Annotated in this window: 18 protein-coding genes; 11 read left to right on the top strand and 7 right to left on the bottom strand. The window is 62.9% G+C overall.

The features are described 5' to 3' along the window. Positions 1 to 81: 81 nt before the first annotated feature. Together V6K60_RS03520 and V6K60_RS03515 are read left to right on the top strand one after the other, a co-directional pair. Positions 82 to 954: a formate/nitrite transporter family protein gene (locus tag V6K60_RS03520; protein ID WP_332449134.1), complete on the top strand. Its 873-nt coding sequence runs from the start codon at positions 82 to 84 to the stop codon at positions 952 to 954. A 22-nt stretch (positions 955 to 976) separates the two neighbouring features. Beyond that, positions 977 to 1,486 carry a nucleotide-binding protein gene (locus V6K60_RS03515; RefSeq protein WP_332449133.1) on the top strand — a complete coding sequence of 170 codons (510 nt, stop codon included), beginning with the start codon at positions 977 to 979 and terminating at the stop codon, positions 1,484 to 1,486. 83 nt (positions 1,487 to 1,569) lie between these two features. Here the strand turns inward: V6K60_RS03515 and V6K60_RS03510 are convergent, their stop codons facing one another. From V6K60_RS03510 to V6K60_RS03495, 4 genes are read right to left on the bottom strand one after another with little or no spacing between them, the layout of a single operon-like run. After that, entirely contained in the window at positions 1,570 to 3,165 is a 1,596-nt protein-coding gene (locus V6K60_RS03510; protein ID WP_332449132.1) for an ATP-binding protein, read from the bottom strand. Continuing rightward, positions 3,146 to 4,183 carry a DNA double-strand break repair nuclease NurA gene (locus V6K60_RS03505; protein ID WP_332449131.1) on the bottom strand — a complete coding sequence of 346 codons (1,038 nt, stop codon included), beginning with the start codon at positions 4,181 to 4,183 and terminating at the stop codon, positions 3,146 to 3,148. The genes V6K60_RS03510 and V6K60_RS03505 overlap by 20 nt, the downstream gene beginning before the upstream one ends. Further along, on the bottom strand, positions 4,183 to 7,356 hold the full coding sequence (locus V6K60_RS03500) for an SMC family ATPase (protein WP_332449130.1): 3,174 nt from the start codon (positions 7,354 to 7,356) through the stop codon (positions 4,183 to 4,185). Before V6K60_RS03500 ends, V6K60_RS03505 begins: the two co-directional genes overlap by 1 nt. Then, positions 7,343 to 8,503 (bottom strand): metallophosphoesterase family protein, encoded by a 1,161-nt coding sequence (locus V6K60_RS03495; RefSeq protein WP_332449129.1) that lies wholly within the window; start codon positions 8,501 to 8,503, stop codon positions 7,343 to 7,345. Before V6K60_RS03495 ends, V6K60_RS03500 begins: the two co-directional genes overlap by 14 nt. Positions 8,504 to 8,633: 130 nt before the next feature. Here V6K60_RS03495 and V6K60_RS03490 point away from each other — a divergent pair, with 130 nt between their 5' ends. The 4 genes from V6K60_RS03490 (at position 8,634) to V6K60_RS03475 (ending at position 10,937) form a co-directional block, all read left to right on the top strand. After that, positions 8,634 to 8,816 (top strand): hypothetical protein, encoded by a 183-nt coding sequence (locus V6K60_RS03490; protein WP_332449128.1) that lies wholly within the window; start codon positions 8,634 to 8,636, stop codon positions 8,814 to 8,816. Then, positions 8,813 to 10,027, top strand: coding sequence for an O-phospho-L-seryl-tRNA:Cys-tRNA synthase (pscS, locus tag V6K60_RS03485; protein WP_332449127.1), 1,215 nt, complete (start codon positions 8,813 to 8,815; stop codon positions 10,025 to 10,027). Before V6K60_RS03490 ends, pscS begins: the two co-directional genes overlap by 4 nt. 185 nt (positions 10,028 to 10,212) lie before the next feature. After that, entirely contained in the window at positions 10,213 to 10,359 is a 147-nt protein-coding gene (locus tag V6K60_RS03480; RefSeq protein WP_332449126.1) for a hypothetical protein, read from the top strand. Continuing rightward, on the top strand, positions 10,356 to 10,937 hold the full coding sequence (locus V6K60_RS03475; RefSeq protein ID WP_332449125.1) for a GNAT family N-acetyltransferase: 582 nt from the start codon (positions 10,356 to 10,358) through the stop codon (positions 10,935 to 10,937). The genes V6K60_RS03480 and V6K60_RS03475 overlap by 4 nt, the downstream gene beginning before the upstream one ends. A 121-nt stretch (positions 10,938 to 11,058) precedes the next feature. Here V6K60_RS03475 and thiI read toward each other — a convergent pair whose 3' ends face one another. After that, positions 11,059 to 12,225, bottom strand: coding sequence for a tRNA uracil 4-sulfurtransferase ThiI (gene thiI / locus V6K60_RS03470; RefSeq protein ID WP_332449209.1), 1,167 nt, complete (start codon positions 12,223 to 12,225; stop codon positions 11,059 to 11,061). Positions 12,226 to 12,494: 269 nt separating this feature from the next. Between thiI and V6K60_RS03465 the strand changes: the two genes are divergently transcribed. Both V6K60_RS03465 and V6K60_RS03460 read left to right on the top strand, forming a co-directional pair. Next, positions 12,495 to 13,121 carry a DUF2150 family protein gene (locus tag V6K60_RS03465; protein ID WP_332449124.1) on the top strand — a complete coding sequence of 209 codons (627 nt, stop codon included), beginning with the start codon at positions 12,495 to 12,497 and terminating at the stop codon, positions 13,119 to 13,121. Next, a complete protein-coding gene (locus V6K60_RS03460; protein ID WP_332449123.1) occupies positions 13,118 to 13,570 on the top strand; it encodes a DUF5814 domain-containing protein in 453 nt (150 codons plus the stop codon). The genes V6K60_RS03465 and V6K60_RS03460 overlap by 4 nt, the downstream gene beginning before the upstream one ends. A 93-nt stretch (positions 13,571 to 13,663) precedes the next feature. Here V6K60_RS03460 and V6K60_RS03455 read toward each other — a convergent pair whose 3' ends face one another. Further along, positions 13,664 to 14,104, bottom strand: coding sequence for a GNAT family N-acetyltransferase (locus V6K60_RS03455; RefSeq protein ID WP_332449122.1), 441 nt, complete (start codon positions 14,102 to 14,104; stop codon positions 13,664 to 13,666). A gap of 72 nt (positions 14,105 to 14,176) precedes the next feature. Then, a complete protein-coding gene (locus V6K60_RS03450; protein WP_332449121.1) occupies positions 14,177 to 15,622 on the bottom strand; it encodes a flippase in 1,446 nt (481 codons plus the stop codon). A 250-nt stretch (positions 15,623 to 15,872) separates the two neighbouring features. Here V6K60_RS03450 and V6K60_RS03445 point away from each other — a divergent pair, with 250 nt between their 5' ends. The 3 genes from V6K60_RS03445 to wecB form a co-directional block, all read left to right on the top strand. After that, positions 15,873 to 16,787, top strand: a complete 915-nt coding sequence (locus V6K60_RS03445) for a Gfo/Idh/MocA family oxidoreductase (protein WP_332449120.1) — start codon at positions 15,873 to 15,875, stop codon at positions 16,785 to 16,787. A 12-nt stretch (positions 16,788 to 16,799) separates the two neighbouring features. Further along, positions 16,800 to 18,230, top strand: coding sequence for a nucleotide sugar dehydrogenase (locus V6K60_RS03440; protein ID WP_332449119.1), 1,431 nt, complete (start codon positions 16,800 to 16,802; stop codon positions 18,228 to 18,230). A gap of 3 nt (positions 18,231 to 18,233) precedes the next feature. After that, on the top strand, positions 18,234 to 18,928 hold a 695-nt coding region (gene wecB, locus V6K60_RS03435), incomplete at its 3' end, for a non-hydrolyzing UDP-N-acetylglucosamine 2-epimerase (protein ID WP_332449118.1).

Here is an 18,928-nt window from a genome sequence, read left to right as displayed (position 1 = left end):
TCTTAAATTACTGATTAATTAGACCTATCCATTCCGATTATTCGGTGGTATAGGTAGGACGTTTAGAGAGGTGTATGAAAAATGGTATTCCATCCTCCAGTTGCTATCGTAGCAAAAGCAGGTGACGCCGGGAAGTACAAGGTCGGACTCCCTGCCTGGAACATGGTTCTGCGTGGCTTCCTGTCCGGAGCATTCATCGCGATGGGTGCTGCCCTGGCGACGGTCTGTTCGACCGGAATCCAGGCAACTGACGTTGCGATGCGGTTCGGTGCCGCGAGTCCCGGTATCTCCCAGCTCATTCTGGGTGCGGTCTTCCCTGTCGGGCTTATCATCACGATCATGACCGGTGCCGAACTCTTCACCGGCGACGCGATGCTCGCCCCCATGGCGGCGTTCATCCACAAGGTCAGCTGGGCAAGCGTGCTCAACCTCTGGCTCTGGGTGTACATTGGTAACTTCATCGGGTCGGTGGTCTTCGCGTACATCATGGCATACGGCCCGTTTGTCAGCTTCGATGCCGCAGGCGTTGCAACGGTCACCGCGTTTGGTTCAAGAGCGGTAGCTATAGCAACCGCGAAGACGAGTTACGTCGGCGGTATGGCGCTATGGTCGGCCTTCCTCAAGGGGATCGCCTGTAACTGGCTCGTCAACCTTGCTGTCCTGCTCGGTATATGCGCGGACGACGCGATAGGCAAGATCGTTGGTATCTGGTTCCCGATCTTCGCATTCGTTGCCAGCGGGTTCGAGCACAGCGTAGCGAACATGTACTTCATCCCGGCAGGCATCTTCGTCACGGGTATCGACCCCACGAAGGCAGTCGACACGGTCAACTGGGTTGCCATGTGGACCAACAACGTCATCCCGGTCACGCTCGGTAACATCGTCGGAGGTCTCTTCTTCGTCGGTGTCCTCTACTGGGTCGCGTTCAGAAAGGAAATTGCAGCCCTTAAGTAGATCTAAGTAGACCTGATTAACGATGCAGATCGGAGATATCAAAGTGAGGGTGACGGTCGTTACCGTGGCCGTCTTCCTCTTTTTTATGGTCGTGATTGCCGTCTACGTCCTCGCAACCGGGGATGTATACGCGCTGTATTGGGCGGTTCCTGCGGCAGTCATGATGCTTCTCATACCCATGGCGCTCAACTACATGAGCCAGAAGCAGTATGCGTCGCTGGTGCCGATGTATGAAGCGGAAGCAAAGAACGCCCGGATACGGGAGATCAACCTGAACCGGCTCGGTGAGGTGGTGCGCATAAAGGGTGTCGTCGAGCGGGTGTATTTCCAGTTCCTCAACCGGCCGCAGTACCTCGTCGCCGACCGGACAGGTGAGATATCGGTCAAGATGTTCACCTCGCCCCTTGAAGATGTGCAGAACGGCGACGTGGTCGAGGTGCTCGGCATCGTCGTCAAACGCTACATCATGACCGGGGATGCGGTCGTCAACTGTGTCTCCATACGGAAAATCAAGAACGATCAGCAATCCTGAGGCCCGCAGGGCTTCAAGCAATTCAGTGAAGGGACGGCGGAAACGGTACGGTTTCCTGCCAGAATCACCTTCGTGTTTGTATTCTAAAACGTCGCATCAAGCCCGTCGTCTATCGGCTTTGCTCTCGGCCGTCCGTTGAGGTCCTGGATGTAGTCCTCGAAGAGATGAATCCGGGTGCTCACGGGAAACGGTATCCCGATGGTGCTGATGACCGCTTCTCCCGGCTCAAGCGTCTGAATCTCGGTGTCCAGGCGCGAGAGGTCCTGTTTTGCGCTGCTTGCGATGATCTCGCGGTCCCCCCGGTCGGAGAGCCCCATCACCACGAAGGTGTTCAACTGGGCAAGAACCCGGGCATCGATGTTCTTCGGCTGCTGGGTGACCACGCAGAGCCCGACACCGAACTTCCGCCCCTCCATCGCGGCTTCCCGGAAGATCTGGGTGCTCCCGGGTCCTGACCCCAGCACCCGCTGGGCCTCCTCGATGGTGATCAGCACCTGTTTCGGCTCCTCCTCGCCCCCGGTCCCCTCCCCCTGGTGGTCGCGCATGATCTTGCGCGTGATGATCGAGAGGACGAAGAGTTCGCTCTGCTCGCTCATCCCGGGAATATCGATCAGGACGACTTTGTTCTCGTGAAGAGCCTTCATGATCTCCGGGATGGAGGAGCCCTGCTTCCGGAGGAACCCACGGTTCCGGTTCATCATGCCCATGATGCGCCGCTGCATCACCGAGAGCGTGCTCGGCGAGAAGTTCTTCAAGTCCCGGGCAATCCGGGGGTGCGGGCCGGTGTAGGTCTCGGCGTCGAAGGTTGCAAAATCGGTCTTCTGGAAGAAGTCGATCACGTCGGAGCCGGGCGTGCTCTCGAGCATCTCCACGACCTCGCGCTGGGGCGGGGAGTGCTCGTAGAGGAGGAGGAGGTCGGGCGCCCGGAAGTCGTCGTGGTCCAGGTAGAGCTGCTCCAGGCGGTACTTCTTCCGGAACTGCTCCGACCGGGTGGAGAAGACGGAGAGCCCCTCCCGGCCGGCCTGGTAGTGCAGGAGCCCCCGGGTGTCCTTGCCGCTCGATGACCGCCCGCCCGCCACGTACTCGCCGTGCGGGTCGACGATGAGCAGCCCGAACGCCCGGGCCTGCATGCAGGAGGCACAGAAGACCTTCATGAAGTTGCTCTTCCCCATGCCGGTGGTCGCAAATATGCCCATATGCTGGCGCATGACGGCCGAGGGGAGAGCGACCTGCACATCCTGCAGGACGTCCTGGCCGGTCTTCATCACCCCGACCTCGATATCGCCCATCACCTGCCGGAGGAAGGCAAAGTCATCCGAGCCCGGCCGTTCCACGCGGGAGAACTTCGCCGGGATCGTCCGGGGTTTCCGGAAGGTGCCGTCGACGCCGACGTAGCCGAGCGGGAGCGCCTCGACGAGGATGAAGACGTCCTCTCCGATACCGTAGAAGTGCTCGGTATGGGGGCGGGTGTCCCAGTTCGGGTCGGCGAAGTTGCAGTCGTGGAGGAGGTCGCTCACCTTGGCAAAGAACGTCAGCCCTTTCACGTTGTCGGTGATCTTCAAGATCTCGCCGAGAAAGAGCTCTTCGTCGTGGGGGACGGCAAACCGGTAGCTGAGCACCCGGTCCCCGATCAGGCGGTACTTCGAGGCGTCGCCGCTGTCAATATCGATCAAGTTCATCGTGGTAGTCTCCAAAGATGCCGGTGTAATCGGCAAAGGTCATACCGAGCAGGTCCATGTCCCGGATGATATCCCGGCGGACCTGATCGACCGCGTCCATCCCGATCTTCGTGGTGAGGTGGGCGTCGAGGAGCGGGTAGGGGTAGCCCGTGACCCTCCCGTCGTCGGCAAAGAAAGCCAGCGCCGAGAAGACCCGTTCGACGTTATCCGGACCGTAGTATTTCGGGATCTCCACCTTGAACGCCCGCTCTGCCCGCGGGTGCAGCCGCGTGACGTACTGCTCGCCCCGCTGCTTCCAGGGGCGTGCCTCCTGCCGGTCGATGAGGTCCCCGGCGGCGGAGACGCAGAGGTACCAGGGCTCATGGACGGAGAGTTCGCGGGCAAGCCCCTCCGCCGCCGGGACGATCGGGTGCCCCCCGCCCCAGGTGAGCGACGTCCGTTTCGTCACCGCGGCGATGAGCACCCCCCGGAGGTTGCAGAGGTTCAGGAGTCTCTCGATGACCTCGTCGTGGCTTGCATGGCGGACCTGGAGCGTGCCGTCGAGGACGATGAGGTCCCCGGTATCGAGCTCCGCGGCCATCTCCATCGCCGCCCAGTACTCGAGGGTGTCGCGTATGACGGCGGTGTTCCTGACCGGGTCGTCATGGTCGAGGTGCGCCTTTGGGGAGCAGCGGAAACAGTCGTAAAAGAGCGTGTCGAAGTCCTCGTTCCCGGCTCCCGGGTTGACCGTGACGATATGGAGGGGCGTCGTCCGGTGACAGAGGCGGGCGCTGCCGGCATACGCGCTGACCGATGCCCGGACGGCGGCAATGGTGAAACTGCCTGCGTCGAGGACGATGGTGTTGCTCCCGTCCACTGCGCAGACGGTCCCGTCGAACTCGGGCCGGCAGCAGCGGTATGATGACGCATCAAACCCGCTGCACGCCGAGAACCGCTCGACAAGATCCTCCGGAGCAGACTCCCGGATCCTCCCGGCGACCCGCCGGATGGCGTCCAGGTAGAGGGTCTTTGCGTCCATCACCCGACCTCCTGGACGCGGCTTGCCTGGTCCGCCCCCATCTCGACCATGAGCGTCGTCGAGAACTCATCCTGGACCTCGGTGATATGGGATATGAGGAGTATCTGAGGGAAATGAGCCTCCTGGGTCCGGAGCGCCCGCAGGAGGTTGTTGCGCCGCCCTTCGTCCTGGCTCCCGAAGATCTCGTCGAAGATCAGGAACGTGGAGTCGTGCACCCCGTTCACCTCGGCAAGGAACCGGGAGAGGGCGACCCGGAGGGCGATGGCGATGTCGTCCTGCTCTCCGCCGCTGAACCGGTCGGCCGGGTAGTCGTCTCCCATATCGTGGACGAGGACGGTGAAGTCGTCGTCGAGCATCACCGTCCCGTAGCGCCCGTCGGTGATCTCGGCAAGCACCCTCCCCGCCTCCTCCTCGATCCGGTCCCTGACCACCTGCAGGAGGTAGTCCGTGTAATCCTTGATGAGGGTGCGGGTCAGTTTCAGGCGCCCTATCTCCTCGGCGAGCGCCTCCTGCTGCCGGGAGAGGTCCTCCGCCCGGGAAAGCCTCCCGCTCTCTTCCTCGATATTCGCTCTCAGGCCGGCTACGCGGGCGCCGATTGCGTACCGCTGCTCCCGTGCCGCCACAACCTCCTGCTCGCACCCTGCGAGTGCCTCTTCTGCTCCCGTGACTGCCCGCTCGTCAAACCCGAGGTCGCCGATGGCCGCCCCGACCCGGAGCGCCTCGGCCTCCCTGCCGGTGAGGAAGTCCTGCTTTGCCTTGAGTCCCTCAAGGAGCCTTGGGACTTCCTCGAGGCGGACCCGGAGTTCAAGCGCTCTCCGGTGCGCCGCCTCGGCGCGGCCGCACTCCTCGCCGAGGCGCGCGAACCGTTCCGGGTCAAACGAGAGGCGGGCGAGTTCGTCCCGGGCGGCCTCCTCTCTCTCCTTGAGCACGCCGTTCCTGGCGACGACGGTTCTCAGTTCCGCTTCGAGGGCCGGCCGCCGCGCGAGGCGGGCCTGTGCCTCCGTGTAGGTGCGGTACGACCCTTCGAGCGCCTGCGCTTCGGCCTCCAGGCGCCGCCGGACCGCCGGGTCGAACCCGAGCCCTGTGATCTTCGCCTCAGTCTCCTCTTTCCGGGCGAGGTAGCCTTCGACATCGGCGATGAGCCGCTGCCGCTCCTCCTGGAGGGAGGGGAGGCGGCTGCACTCGCCCCGGAGGGTGTCGGCCGCCGCCCGCCTCTCCGCAAGAGCGCGGATCCGCTCCTTGAGGGTGGCATGCACCGCGGGATCGTATTCGTCAACGCCGAGCACCTGCATCGCGGCACGGTGTTCTTCGGCCTCGGCGCGCCATCGCTGCACGCTCCTGCTGCTCTGGTCGTGCCGGGACGAGTAGAGCGCGTGCTGCTCCTTCAAACGCTGGCAAGCGATGCGCTGCCGGGAGAGGTCCTGCAGAGCGGCGGTGAGGGTCTCGCGCTCGGAGGTCGCCCTCGTATACTCGTGCTCGAGACCGGCAAGCGTCTTCTGCATCGAGGCGGTAGCGGCTGCAAGGTCGTCGACCAGTTCCTCGTAGTGCTCGCCGAGGCCCTGGTGGCATGTCGGGCAGGAGCCTTCCGGGCCTGCGGCGAGAATCTCTGCCCGGTGTCCGGCCAGTCTCCGGATCTCGTCGCGGATCGCCTCCTGGCGTTCGGCACAGGCGCTGATCCGTGAGGTCAGGTACTCCTTCCGGCTCTCTGCCGACTCGATCTCCTCCTCGATGGCGCCCATCCCGGCGAGCTGTCGGGCAAGCCCGGCGATCTCGCTCTCGAGCAGGCTCATCTCATCCGCTGCGGCGCGGACCTCTCGCAGGCACCGTTCTTCCTGCCGGGAGTACTCCAGGGCTTTGAGATAGACCTCCTCCCGGGCCCTGAGAGGGTCGAGATCCTCGATCTCCTCCTCGATCGCGTGAAGGTGCCGCGTCTTCTCTTCGAGCGCTTCGAGCTCCTGTCGGTTCTCCCGGACACGTCGTTCCGTCTGGGAGAAGCGCTCGTCCATGCGGGCGAGTTCCTCACGGAGGGCGTCGTACTCCGGCTGGAGCGCTTTCATCGCCGTGATGCGATCACGAAGGGCCTGCCACTCCCCGATCTCCCGGGCAAGGCCGGCAACCAACTCTTCGTCCGTTGCAAGTGCGGCGAGTTCGGCCTCGATGCCCGCGCGACGTTCGTCGTACTCGCAGACCTGCTCGTGTGCGGCGTTCGCCTCGAGGGCCAGGCGGTCGGCTGCGGCCTTCGCCTCCGCCATCGCGGCGACCTCCGCCTTCAGGGGTTCGTAGCGGCCGGCGAGGGGCATGAGCCCGTCGAGATCGGCCTGAAATTGCTGCCGCTCTGCGATCTCCGCCTCACCCTCCCGGCACTCGGCGCGGAGCCGCGCGATCTCCGCCGCGAGCACCTCCTCCTCCTTTGCGAGGGAGCGGTATCGGTCACGCACCGAGAGCAGCCGGTCGCGCTCCCGCCGGGCATCCTCGAGCAGCCCGGCGGCCCTCTTCTCGGCGGCACCGGCCGTCGCCGACGCTTCTTCTGCACCGGCAAGGTCGGCGCGGAGCCCCAAAAGGCGGTCGCGGATACCGTCTGCATCGAGTTCCCGGAGCCGCCCGGAGGTCTCGAGCAACGCTCCTTCCCGGGTATCGATCACCGTCTTCAGGTCGTCCATGCTGTCTTTCCTGAGGTAATCGATGCCCAGCACCTGCATGAACCAGTCCTTCCGGGACCCAGCCCGGCTCTCGATCAGGGCGAGGAGTTCCTTTTGCCCGGAGTAGATGGTGTTCCGGAAGTCGCCCGGGCCCATGCCGACGATCCGCTGTACCTCCTCTCCCACCTTCTGGACGCTGCTTGCGAGGAGTCTCTGGTTCAGGTAGAGGTTTGCCTCGTGGAGGGTCGAGGAGGAGCGGCGCTTGAACCTGCGGACGACGGCGTAGTCGTTGCCGCCGACCTGGAAGTCCAGGCGGACCTCGCAGACGTCCTGTGGGCCGGCAAACGAGCTGACGATGTAGTTCCCGTCAAGCCCGGTCCCCTGGAGGCCGTAGAGGGCGAAGAGGATGGCGGAGACTATGCTGCTCTTGCCGGTCCCGTTGTTCCCGACGATGCCCGTGATCCCGTCCTGGAAAGCGATATCCTGGTCGCGGAACCGCTTGAAGTTCCGCATCCGGAGTCTATTCAGCAGCATGCTCTCCCTCTTTATGGCGCGCGATGACCGACCGGAGGACCGCGGTCCCGGTCCTCTTCACGAACTCCTCCTCGCCGGGTGCAAGGTGTTCCCGCTCTACGAACCGCTCGAACTCACTGATGTAGTCCAGGCCCACGAGCGAGTCCTCGCAGAATATCCGGGACGGATCGTCGGCGGTTATCACCTGGAGTTTGAGGTCCAGCGCCCGGCCCCGGACGTCCGCGAGCGCCTTCTGGTCGAGTGTGCGGAGCGTCTCACGGCGGATTCCGTCGAGCGTGACCTGGCAGATGGTGCGATCGACCCGCCTCCCGGCTCTCCCGGCCGCGTCGAGGATGCCCTCCACGACCTCGCGGGCCGAGAGGCCGTCACAGTTGATCCGACCGAGGTTGAGCATGGGGGTGCGCGGGAGGTCGACGTGCCTGACGTCCCCGGATGCGAGATCGACGACGAGGCCGCCCTTCTTCTCCGCGATCTCCCCGTAGTTGCAGTGCTCAAGCGACCCGCTGTACCAGGCGTTGTCGGCGACCTGCACCTGGCCGTGGAAGTGCCCGAGCGCAATGTAGTCGAACCGGTCGGAGAGGATCGTTGCGTCCAGTTCGTGCTCGGCGACGGTGTGCAGCCGCTTATCTTTCAGGATGGTCGCAAGGCCGTGGGTGACGAGCACGTCCGTGCCGCCGGAGTACTCGACCTCCGCAAACGCCGCCCGGTAGCCCTCGGAAAGGAGCATATTCGGTATCAGGTGAAAGACGGTCTCTCCCAGTTCGACCCGCCGGTAGCGGTTCTGGTGGGCGACGTAGAGGTCGCCTGCAGCGTAGCCTCCCCTCTCAAGCACCTCGAACGGCGATGCCGTATACCGTGTCTTGGCCATGCTGTGGTTGCCCGCGACCACGAGCACCGGGATCCCCGCGTCCCGCAGCCGGGAGAGGGCGTCGAGCGCCGTCGTATAGGCGCGGGTCTTCGGCTTGACCTGGTGGAAGAGGTCGCCTGCATGGACGAGCGCATCGGGACGCATCCCGATGATTTGGTCAACAGAGGCAAGGAAGTTCTCGTAGATGAGTTGCTCGCGCAGGTTCATCCCGGTCTCCGGATCTACCCGGTTAAACGCCGACAATCCGAGATGCGTGTCTGCTATGTGAACGATCTTCATGCCCACTAAATCTCCATGTCCCTAGAGTATAAATGCCTGTTCCGCGCGGTGCGAAAGTGTTCGGCACTGAGTTGGCGCTCAAAATACGCGTAATCTAATATACCCTCACCAATATTTGTATGGTGATCTCGTGTCAAAAAGAGCCGTTGACGCAGTTTTTCAGGCACTCTTCCTTCTGTCCGACATCCGGTTCCTCCTGCGGGAGACAGCCCCGCAGCACGACCTTGATGAGGCGGAGAAAGAGCGTGCCGCAACCACGCTCGATAAGGTGAAGCGGCAGATCGCAATCATCGAAGAGGAGCTGGTCAGGTGAAGTGCGCAGTCGATATCGAGGCCCGCGACGTCGAGGAGATGTACATCAACATCGACCCGATCCAGGCCGGGGGGCGGCTCACTGCCGAGGCCATGAAGGCGGCGATATCCTTCGGCGACGGCTACTCGGTCTGTGACAACTGTAGGAACCCGCCAAGACTCGATTATATCAAGAACCCCCCCATCGCGCAGTACCATGCGGACCTTGCCGCATGGCTGAATATGGATACCGCGCGGGTGGTCCCCGGGGCGCGCCGTGGGTTCCAGGCGGTCGCAAGCACCCTTGTCTCGAAAGGCGACCCGGTCATCCTCACGGCGCTCGCCCACTACACCGAGTTCATGGCGGTCGAGGCGGCGGGCGGGATCCCCCGGGAGATCCCGAAGAACGAGTTGAACCACATCACCCCTGATGCCGCCGCAGAGAAGATCGAGGCGGTGATCCGGGAGTTCTCGCGTGCCCCGCCGTTGCTCTTCGTCGATCACGTCGACTACCAGTTCGGGAACGTCCACGACGTCGCGGGCATCATCAAGGTCGCCCACCAGTACGACATCCCGGTGCTCGTCAACGGGGCCTACACCGTCGGGATCATGCCGGTCGACGGGAGAGCGCTCGGCGCCGACTTCGTGGTCGGGTCGGGGCACAAGAGCATGGCGGCCCCGGCCCCCTCCGGCGTCCTCGCGACGACGAATGAGCAGGCCGAGCGAGTCTTCCGGACGACGCAGGCAAAGGGTGACGTCACCGGCCGGACGTTCGGCTTAAAAGAGGTGGAGATGATGGGCTGCACCCTGATGGGCGTCACCGTCGTCGGGATGATGGCCTCGTTCCCCCACGTCAGGGAGCGGGTGAAACACTGGGAGACCGAGGTGGCGCATTCCCAGGCGGTTACGGACGCCCTCCTCTCCATCGAGGGGACAAAAGTCCTCTCTGACTATCCGAGACAGCACACCCTGACCCGGATAGATACCCGCGAGTCTTTCGATGCGGTGGCACTGCGGCACAAAAAACGCGGATTCTTCCTCGCAAGCGACATGAAGAAGCGGGGGATCACCGGGGTCATCCCCGGATCGACCAGGGTCTGGAAGTTCAACACCTTCGGGCTGACCGAGAAGCAGATCCGGCATGTCGGAGAGGCTTTCGTCGAGGTTGCCCGGGAAAACGGGCTGAATATTCTGTCAACTACTCCCTCCTCGCGTCGGGGCATGCTCCCGTAGATAGGAGTCTGCTCTTTCCAGGCTTGCGATTCCACCTCTTCCCCGGGGTTGGGGGAGTGGACCGCAATAGGCCGGTTGACAGCGGCCCGGGAAAAGATGCCGCTAAAGAACGGCAGGAGGACCTAACCCGGGGAAACTTATTTAGGTACTCCGGGAACACTTTACCATATTACGAGGGAAGAAAGATGGCAAAACCGATCGAACTTGGCCTTGTCCTGGAGGGGGAAGACGCCCGGCGGTTCCAGCGCTATCTGGACCACCCCATAGACACCGATGACGGCCGCGAACTGATCCGCGAAGCCGCCATCCTCGCCCGTGAGATGCGACTTTGAACGCGAAAATACCCTTTGATAACCTATCTTTTTCTCTTCTCAACGGAGACATCGACGTTTCGTTGTTCTGGTGCAGGGAGCCGGACCTGACGGAGTTCCTGATCGAAGACGCGCTTGAAAATCAGGCCGCCCGGCTGTCGGTCACGCGTATCGTATCATACGAAGGGCAGATTGCCGGGTTTTTCACGCTCACCAACGACTGTATCATCAGGAAAGGCATCGGTGACGACGACGGCGAAGAAGGGTATCCATATCCGCACTATCCGGCGCTGAAGATCGCACGACTGGCAACGCACCAGGAGTATGAAGGCCGGGGCGTCGGGCGGGCCATGCTGTTGAAGACGGTGGCCATCGCCATGCGGCTCTCGCGGTATGTTGGGTGCCGAATGCTCACGGTTGACTCTAAACAGGACTCGGAGGAATTCTATCTGAAATACGGCTTCCAGAGGGCTCTGACGAAAAAGAAGAAGGATATAATCCCTCTCTATCGTGACTTCCATCGATCCTACCAGGAGTCTGAGAAGGACATGAGTCCGCCGATGTCGGTTTTCGATGGCAGCGGCCGTCGGGGACCTTGATACGCCTCTGGAAGAGGACGCCGCGCTGGAGGGCGGTGACGAGGGGGAGGTCCAACCCTCAGGGACCTGAAGATGTCTATTTTGGGTCCCCGGGGGACAACATTCCCGGGTCGAAAACCCCTCACCTGCCCCCTTCCATCCCCCCGTTCTTTGCGCGGTAGCGCCGCACCGTCTCCGCCGCCCGGGCCGCGAGGCTCTCCACGTCGAGTTCCCGCTCGATCTGCGCGATCGTCGCCGCGGGTGCCGCTGTGGAGGGGTAACGGGGAGCAACCGTGCACCCGACATCACCGGGGTGTGCCTCAAACGTCCCGATGGCGCGGGCGCGTTCGACGATCTCCTCCTTGTCGAATCCGATCAGCGGCCGGAGCACCGGGACCGACGCCGCCGGGGCGATCACCGTCATGTTTGCGAGCGTCTGGGAGGCCACCTGCCCCAGGTTGTCGCCGTTGACGAGGGCGGCAGCGCCGCGCTCTCCCGCAAGGATGCTTGCCACCCGGAGCATAAACCGCTTGCAGAGGATGCACCGGTAGCGGGGCTCCTTCAAGGCCGTGATCGCCTCAAAGAACGGTTCCATGTCCACGACGAGGAGGTCGAGCGGGTGCCCCGGAACCCAGGCCGAGAGCCGGGCATGATTCTGGAGGACGTTCTTCTCGGTATCCGCACCCCCGAACCGCCCGCTCTTCATGTTGACGTGCACCATCCGGCATCCCCGCCGCATCATCAGCCACGAGGCGACAGGCGAGTCTATGCCCCCAGAGAGCAGGGTCATCACCTCGCCCTGCGTCCCGTAGGGAAGCCCACCCGGCCCGCCGATCCTCTCGTCGTAGACGAGGCCGCCGAACTCCCGGGCTTCCGCGAAGACCTCGTAGTCGGGCGCCGTCAGGTCCACCCTGGCCTCCGGGATCCGGTCGAGGACCGCTGAGCCGACCGCCGCCCCGAGTTCCTGGCTGTTGAACCCCGAAACACCTGACCGGCGCGCCCGAACAGCAAACGACATCCCCGGCCGGAGGCACCGTTCTGCGAGCCTGACGGCTGCGGCCGCGATACCGTCGATATCGGGGGTGGTCACCGTGCAGACGCTGACGCTCACCACCCCGAACGTCTTCGCGGCGATGGCGGCGATCTGCCGGGGTTCGTCGCCGAAGATCAGGATCCTCCCCCGCGGGGTCTCGATGCGATGAGCGAGCCCTTCGGCCTCCAGCGCGAGGCTGATATTTTCGGTCATCATCGATATGAACCGCCGTTTCACTGGCTCGCTCTTGAGAAAGATCTCGCCGTATCTGATCATCACTACTTCCAGATTCACACCTCCCTCGCGCCCCTCCAGGGGTCAGAGCGGTATCGTCGCCGATGCCCATGGTCCGGGTTCTGTATCGGCGGGTTTTGCGCCGCGACCGGCTTGCAGGATTCGAGGAGCGCACCCGGTCCGCGAACCCCTACAATTCTCTCTTCTTATGCTCTCTCGTCCTACATGAATCTTCGTGAATCGCGCTAATTTAAGCCTTCTGCACCGGAAGCAAATGGTTTTTAACAGAGGCACTCCGAATGTGTACTGATATGGCAAAGAAAGCGAGTGCCAAACAGGCAGAACCCATGAAACTCTTCTATATTTTTTACAATCAGGAGCGCTGGGACAACTGGATAAAAACGCTTGAGGAGGCGAACTTTGAGCCCGCCGAAGGCGAGGAGGTCTCCGAGGGCGAGCAGTTGCTCTATGGTTTCACCGAGGACATCACCCTCTCGGTCTTGAAGATCATCCGTCTCTACCAGAACGGTCGATTCACGAAGGAGGAGACCGTCGCGAAACTCGACGACGTGGAGTTGATCGTCATGACCGGGCTTCCCGAGGGAGAACTCGAGGATATCATCGGATCGCTCCAGCTCTCGCTGCTGGTGCTCTTCACCGCCGCCCGGAAGTACCTCGAGGGCGAGTTCGATAAGGACATCAAGACGCTCGTGAAGAAGGGCCGGGGAATCGACGAGGAGAACCTCGAGGAGGCGCTCGAGGTTGCGGCGAACATTGGGGCCGCCGTGATCGACGGCGCCACCTGCTGCGCGAAGTACATCAAGGACGACGCGGAGAATCCCGGGCTCTTCGATGAGTGGCTCATCGAGATCGAGAATATGAGCAACGCCATGAAGTCTCTGGCGAAGTTTGACGAGGAGCCCGGAGAAGCGTCGTGATTGCGGACAAGGCCCGGTTCCGGGCGGCACGGAAGCTGGAGCGTGCTGCAGGGTTCCGGCTCCCGGACCATGTCTTCTCGGGTGCCTTCCTTGAGTCTCTCGGAAAGGCAATCAACTTTGAGAACCTCGACCGCCGGATGCACGAGCAGCTCCTCGCCTTTTTCCGCGACTTCATGGACTGCAAGTGCAAGAACGCTCCCTTCTGCGGGTGTCCGGAGAGGAAGTTCACCCTCACCATCATCGAGTTCCGGGAGATGGGGCTCGATCACCGCCAGATCAGCGCCCATCTCCTCGACGAATACGGGATCGACCTCTACCCTGCCGACATCCTGAGTTTCCTCGAAGACTCCGTCCATATGCTCGAGGCGATACGGGACGTCGCCGAGCTGCAGGGGCGCGAAAAACTCGCGGAGAACGCCATCGAGCATATCAAGAAGATCGAGCACTAGGCCCGGTCCCCGTGTTTGTGGCAGGGGTTTTCATCGCCATCATACACCCGGGTACGAACGCCCGCCTTTTTCCGTAATCGGATCTCGTGCGATCTATCTGGCCCCACCGGGGTTCCGCATCATGGGGGCGACGTTGCACCCCTCCATCTGCCCGAAGCAGAAGAGGAACCGCTCCCTGATGCTTGCCGGCAGTCTCGCCTCCGGGATGGGTTCAAAACCGAGGCTCCCGTAGAACTCGATCAGGGGGAGGGTCGAGTGGATGTAGATCGTCTCTGAACCGCATTCGTCGAGGAGCTTCTTCACAACCTCTCTTGCATACCCGTGCCCGCGGTGTTCGTCGAGCGTGAAGACGCAGTCCATCTCGAGACCTCCCGAATGGCGGGTGCAGCGGGCTGTCGCTGCAAGGGCGCCGTCGACGAAGACGCCGTATATCCTCTCCCGTTTCGGGTCGGCCTTCTGGCCGCGGTACTGTGTCCAGACCTTCTCTGCAAGCGGGAACTCTTCCTGTTTCAGTTCACGGACCTCTTTTGCCATCGTCTTCCTCGTGTATATCTACAAATTACCGCATCCTGTATTAAACCAGACGGGGAGACGGACGGCAGCCCGTCAGAGGATGTCGGGCCAGGGGATACCGAGTTTCCCGGCGAGTTCCTTTAATTCGTCGTGGATGCCCCGGTCTATCTTGAGGAGAGTCAGAAGGTAGACCACCCCGCCGAGAGCGACCGCCCCGAGGACGAGGAGAACGTTTGTGAGCGGGAGAAGGTACGAGCAGACTATGATGACAGCGCTCATCGCGAGCGCGGCAAGGACGATGTTCGCCACGGCCCGGGATTCTATCCGCACCCGGATCATCCGGGAGAGGGAGCGGTTCGCGAGTGCCGCGTTCAGCACCATGGTGACGAGCGTGGCCGCCGACGCCCCGACGATGCCGTATGCCGGGATGAGGAAGAGGTTCAAGATGATGTTCGCGGCGACCGCGACTGCCGTCACCCGGAACGAGTCGCGCGGCCGGTCGAGGGCGTTTAAGCACATCGTCTGGAGGAACATGAAGACGTGGGCCACCTGGACGAGCAGGAGTATCGAAAGGGCTCCTGTCCCGGCGGTGGCCGATGCTGTGTAAAAGAAGTAGAGGAGCCGCTCGCCGAGGAGCCAGCCCCCGAGAGCGACCGGGACCGCGAGGAGGAGCGAGTAGGTGAAGGCGCGGGCAAGCGCGCTCTCCACTGAAGCGAGGTCGTTCTGCTTCCCCCAGTAGCTGATCTTCGGGTAGAGGGTGGTGTGGAGCGCTACGGTGACAAACGTCGCGATCGAGGTGAGCTGGAGCGCCACCCGGTATATGCCGACGTCAGCCTCGGTCATGAAGTGGCCGATCATGATGGTATCGGCGTAGGAGAAGACGAGATAGCCGCTTGCGCTGAGGAAGGTCCAGAACGAGAAGGCAAAGAGGCTCTGGATGTGGGACCGGCCAAACGGCGCTGGCCTGAGGTCCAGGAAGCGGAAGTTGAAGAGCCCTGATGCGAGGAGCCCGGCAACGAACCCCCCGGCAAGCCCCGCGACGCCGTAGCCGAGGACGACCGCGACGACCTGGACGACTATCCGGACCAGGGTGTCGAGCAGACCGCCGATCTGGTTGATGCCGACCTTCCCGCTGCCGTAGACGCTGTTTGAGGCGATGTTCACAAAGACGCTGACGACCAGCGCGACGACCAGCCAGGGGAGCATTCCCGATGAGGTGAGGTCGACGAGGTATGGCTGCGCGATGAGGAGAAAGCCCAACGAGACGGCCAGCAGCATCACCCGGAGGAGGGTGAACGCGGTGAAGTATGCGTTCTGGTCGTTGCCCTCGCTGATCCGCTTCACCGCGGCGCCCCCGAATCCGCCGTCGCCTATCAGGTTGAAGACGCTGAAGTAGGCGACAAAGAGGAAGTAGGCGCCCAGTGCCGATAGACCGACGGTGTGGGTGAAGAACATCGTAGAGAGGAACCCGATCGCGGTCAATCCCAGCGTTGAGGCGAGGCTGATGATGCTCTGGCGCTGGACGGGATCGATGCGCATGACACGGGCGAGATACCCGGAGGGACGGAACACGAGGATTGGTTTCGCCGTGAAAGGCCTTATTGGTTGTCAACTATCCCGGGCTTTCGGGGGGAGGCTCCTTTCAGGGCCGGTTAAATCGGAGCAGGAAGAGTGACCGCGGTCACCGGGCACCCCGGGAAGAGGGACGCGATAACGTCATAGCAGAGTGATGCGAACGTATATTACCACTCTCGCAGGAGAAGGCACGTAGGATATCGGCGGTGAGATCTTGGATGTCGGGGTAATCGGTGTTGGAATGATGGGCAGAAACCATGCCCGCGTGTACTCGGAGTTAAAAGCGGTGGACTCGCTCTACCTGTACGACGTCAACCAGAAAGCGGCAGGCGACCTTGCCGGAGCCTTCGGGGCAACAGCCTCCCCGACCGTTGAGGGTCTGCTCGGAAGCGTCGACGCGGTGAGCGTCTGCGTCCCGACGCCCTATCATTTCTCCGTTGCGGAGCAGGTCATTAACGCCGGGGTGCCGCTGCTCATCGAGAAACCCATATGCGCAACGGCAGAAGAGAGCCGGCGGCTTATCGAGAAGATCCCTGAGGGCCTCGTCGCCGGTGTCGGGCACATCGAGCGGTTCAACCCGATCGTGCCTGAGATCAAGAAGATCGTCCAGAGCCCTCTCTACATCGAGATGAAGCGGCACAACCCGGCGTCGTCCCGGGTGAGCGGCTCCTCGGTCGTCGAGGACCTGATGATCCACGACGTGGACATCATGCGAAACGTCCTCCTCCCGGATGGCGGGTACAGACTCGCCGGCAGCGGCAACCAGGACGTCTGCAGCGCTCTCTTCTCCTTCGACGGGACCCCGGTCTACCTCTCGGCGAGCAGGAAGTCTTCAAAGAAGATCCGGATGATCTACATCGAGGAGGAGGAGTTCACCATCGAGGGGGACTTCATGGCCCAGGAGATCTACATCCACCGGAAGCCCGGCCAGTATGCGGTCGAGGACGAGCGCTACGTCCAGGAGAACATCATCGAGAAGGTGCTCGTGAACAAGCAGGAGCCGCTGAAACTCGAGCTCTCGACGTTCCTCGACTGCGCGGCGCGCGGCCGGGAGTTCCCGGTCAGCCCCGTGCAGGCGCTGCTGAATATGGAGATCTGCGAGGACGTCGCGCGGTGTTTTACAGGCTAGGATGGTTTTTACATGAGCAATACGTTACAAGCGATCATCAACGCCAGGGGCCCGATCAGAAAGATCGGCGTCGTCGGGATGGGCTATGTGGGGATCCCCGCAGCGGTGCTCTTTGCGGATGCCCCGGAGTTTGAGTCCGTTCTCGGGTTCCAGCGGGCCTCCGCTTCATCCGGCTACAAGATTGATATGCTGAATCGCGGTGAGTCGCCGCTGAAGGGCGAGGAGCCGGGGCTTGAGGAACTCCTGAAGAAGGTCGTCGATGTAGAGAGGTTCCGGTGCACCTCGGACTTCTCGGAGGTCGCGGGGTGCGATGCGGTGACTCTCGCCATCCAGACGCCGTTTGCCGACCCAAAAGACCTCATCCCCGACTTCTCGGCGCTGATCGAGGGGCTCCGGAACGTTGGGAAGCACCTAACGGAAGGCACGCTCGTGGTGCTCGAGTCGACGGTCACCCCCGGGACGACTGCCGGGATGGCTCGCGAGATCCTCGAAGAAGAGTCGGGGCTCGTCGCCGGTGAGGAGTTCGCCCTCGCCCACGCCCCCGAACGGGTGATGGTCGGGCGGCTGCTCCGCAATATCCGCGAACACGACCGGATCGTCGGCGGGATCGACGAGGTCTCGACGGCACGGGCGGTCGAACTCTACCAGCCCGTCCTCACGACGGGAAAGATCATCCCGATGACCGCGACCGCGGCCGAGGTGACGAAGACCGCCGAGAACGCCTTCCGTGACCTCCAGATCGCCGCAGCGAATCAGCTCGCGCTGCACTGCGAGGCGATGGGCGTCAACGTTTACGACGTCCGGGCGGGGATCGACTCCCTCAAGGGTGAGGGGATCACCCGCGCCATCCTCTGGCCGGGCGCCGGGGTCGGCGGCCACTGCCTCACGAAGGACTCCTGGCACCTTGAGCGCGGGGCACAGGTCCTCGGTGGGGACCTCTGGTACCCGCACGGGTCGGAGTCGATCTTCGGGGTCGCCCGGAAGATCAACGAGTTCATGCCCCGGCACATGGTCCACCTGACTACCGAGGGGCTCAGGCGGGCGGGAAAGCCCCTTCTTGGCGCGAAGGTCGCGCTCCTCGGGTGGGCGTTCATCCAGAACTCTGACGATACCCGGAACACGCCGGCAGAGCCCTACCTCGCGGCGATGGAGGAGGCGGGCGCTGAGGTCCGGGTCCACGACCCGTATGTGGATACGTATCCGGGGATCGAGGTCTCGCACGACCTTGACGCGACCCTTGCGGGAGCCGATGCCGTCGTCGTCTTCACCGGCCACCACCACTACGCCTCCCTTGAGGCGGCACGGGTGAAGGAGTCGTCGGGGAAGGAGCACCCGGTCATCGTCGACGGCAGGAACGTCGTCGACCCGGACGCGTTCATCCGGGCGGGGTTCATCTACAAGGGTATCGGCCGGGGCGACAAAAACAACCATCCCATTCGGTAAACCATGAAGATCGTATCGATAGTCGGCGCCCGGCCGCAGTTCATCAAGTGCGCTCCCGTCTCGCGTGAGCTCCGGAAGGCGCACGAGGAGATCCTCGTCCACACCGGCCAGCACTACGACCACGGGATGTCGGAGGTCTTCTTTGAGGAGCTCGGTATCCCAAAACCCGACTACAACCTCGGCATAGGCTCCGGAACCCACGGCCGCCAGACCGGGGCGATGCTCGGTGCGATCGAGGACGTCCTCCAGAAGGAGGAGCCGGACGTTGTGCTCGTCTACGGCGACACGAACTCGACCCTTGCTGGCGCGCTCGCGGCGGCAAAACTCCACATCCCGGTGGCGCACGTCGAGGCGGGGCTCCGGAGTTTCGATCGCCGGATGCCCGAGGAGGTGAACCGGGTGCTCACCGACCACGCATCGGATATCCTCTTCTGCCCGACGGAGACGGCCGCGAGAAACCTCGCGGTTGAGGGGGTCACGGAGGGCGTCTTCCTCGTCGGGGATGTGATGTGCGACGCGATGGAGTACAACTGCGTGATTGCAGAGGAACGCTCCCGGGTTCTCGAAGAGGTTGGGGTCAGACCGGGGGAGTACCTCGTCGTCACCGTCCACCGCCCCTCGAACACCGACAGCAGGGAGAATATGGCTGCTATCTTCGGCGCGCTTGGGGAGGCCGGAAGACCGGTCGTCTTCCCGGT

The sequence above is a fragment of the Methanoculleus sp. genome (assembly GCF_036677455.1).
GTDB lineage: Archaea > Halobacteriota > Methanomicrobia > Methanomicrobiales > Methanoculleaceae > Methanoculleus.
Note: the sequence above shows the minus strand (reverse complement) of the source record. Positions and strands in the feature narration are given on the sequence as shown.

Excerpts from the sequence above, each read along its gene's own strand:
- V6K60_RS03500 (WP_332449130.1), bottom strand. The coding sequence starts at position 7,356 with ATGCTGCTGAATAGACTCCGGATGCGGAACTTCAAGCGGTTCCGCGAC.
- V6K60_RS03495 (WP_332449129.1), bottom strand. The coding sequence starts at position 8,503 with ATGAAGATCGTTCACATAGCAGACACGCATCTCGGATTGTCGGCGTTT.
- V6K60_RS03480 (WP_332449126.1), top strand. The coding sequence starts at position 10,213 with ATGGCAAAACCGATCGAACTTGGCCTTGTCCTGGAGGGGGAAGACGCC.
- V6K60_RS03515 (WP_332449133.1), top strand. The coding sequence starts at position 977 with ATGCAGATCGGAGATATCAAAGTGAGGGTGACGGTCGTTACCGTGGCC.
- V6K60_RS03450 (WP_332449121.1), bottom strand. The coding sequence starts at position 15,622 with ATGCGCATCGATCCCGTCCAGCGCCAGAGCATCATCAGCCTCGCCTCA.
- V6K60_RS03505 (WP_332449131.1), bottom strand. The coding sequence starts at position 4,183 with ATGGACGCAAAGACCCTCTACCTGGACGCCATCCGGCGGGTCGCCGGG.
- V6K60_RS03510 (WP_332449132.1), bottom strand. The coding sequence starts at position 3,165 with ATGAACTTGATCGATATTGACAGCGGCGACGCCTCGAAGTACCGCCTG.
- V6K60_RS03455 (WP_332449122.1), bottom strand. The coding sequence starts at position 14,104 with ATGGCAAAAGAGGTCCGTGAACTGAAACAGGAAGAGTTCCCGCTTGCA.
- V6K60_RS03465 (WP_332449124.1), top strand. The coding sequence starts at position 12,495 with ATGGCAAAGAAAGCGAGTGCCAAACAGGCAGAACCCATGAAACTCTTC.
- V6K60_RS03440 (WP_332449119.1), top strand. The coding sequence starts at position 16,800 with ATGAGCAATACGTTACAAGCGATCATCAACGCCAGGGGCCCGATCAGA.
- thiI (WP_332449209.1), bottom strand. The coding sequence starts at position 12,225 with ATGATCAGATACGGCGAGATCTTTCTCAAGAGCGAGCCAGTGAAACGG.
- V6K60_RS03520 (WP_332449134.1), top strand. The coding sequence starts at position 82 with ATGGTATTCCATCCTCCAGTTGCTATCGTAGCAAAAGCAGGTGACGCC.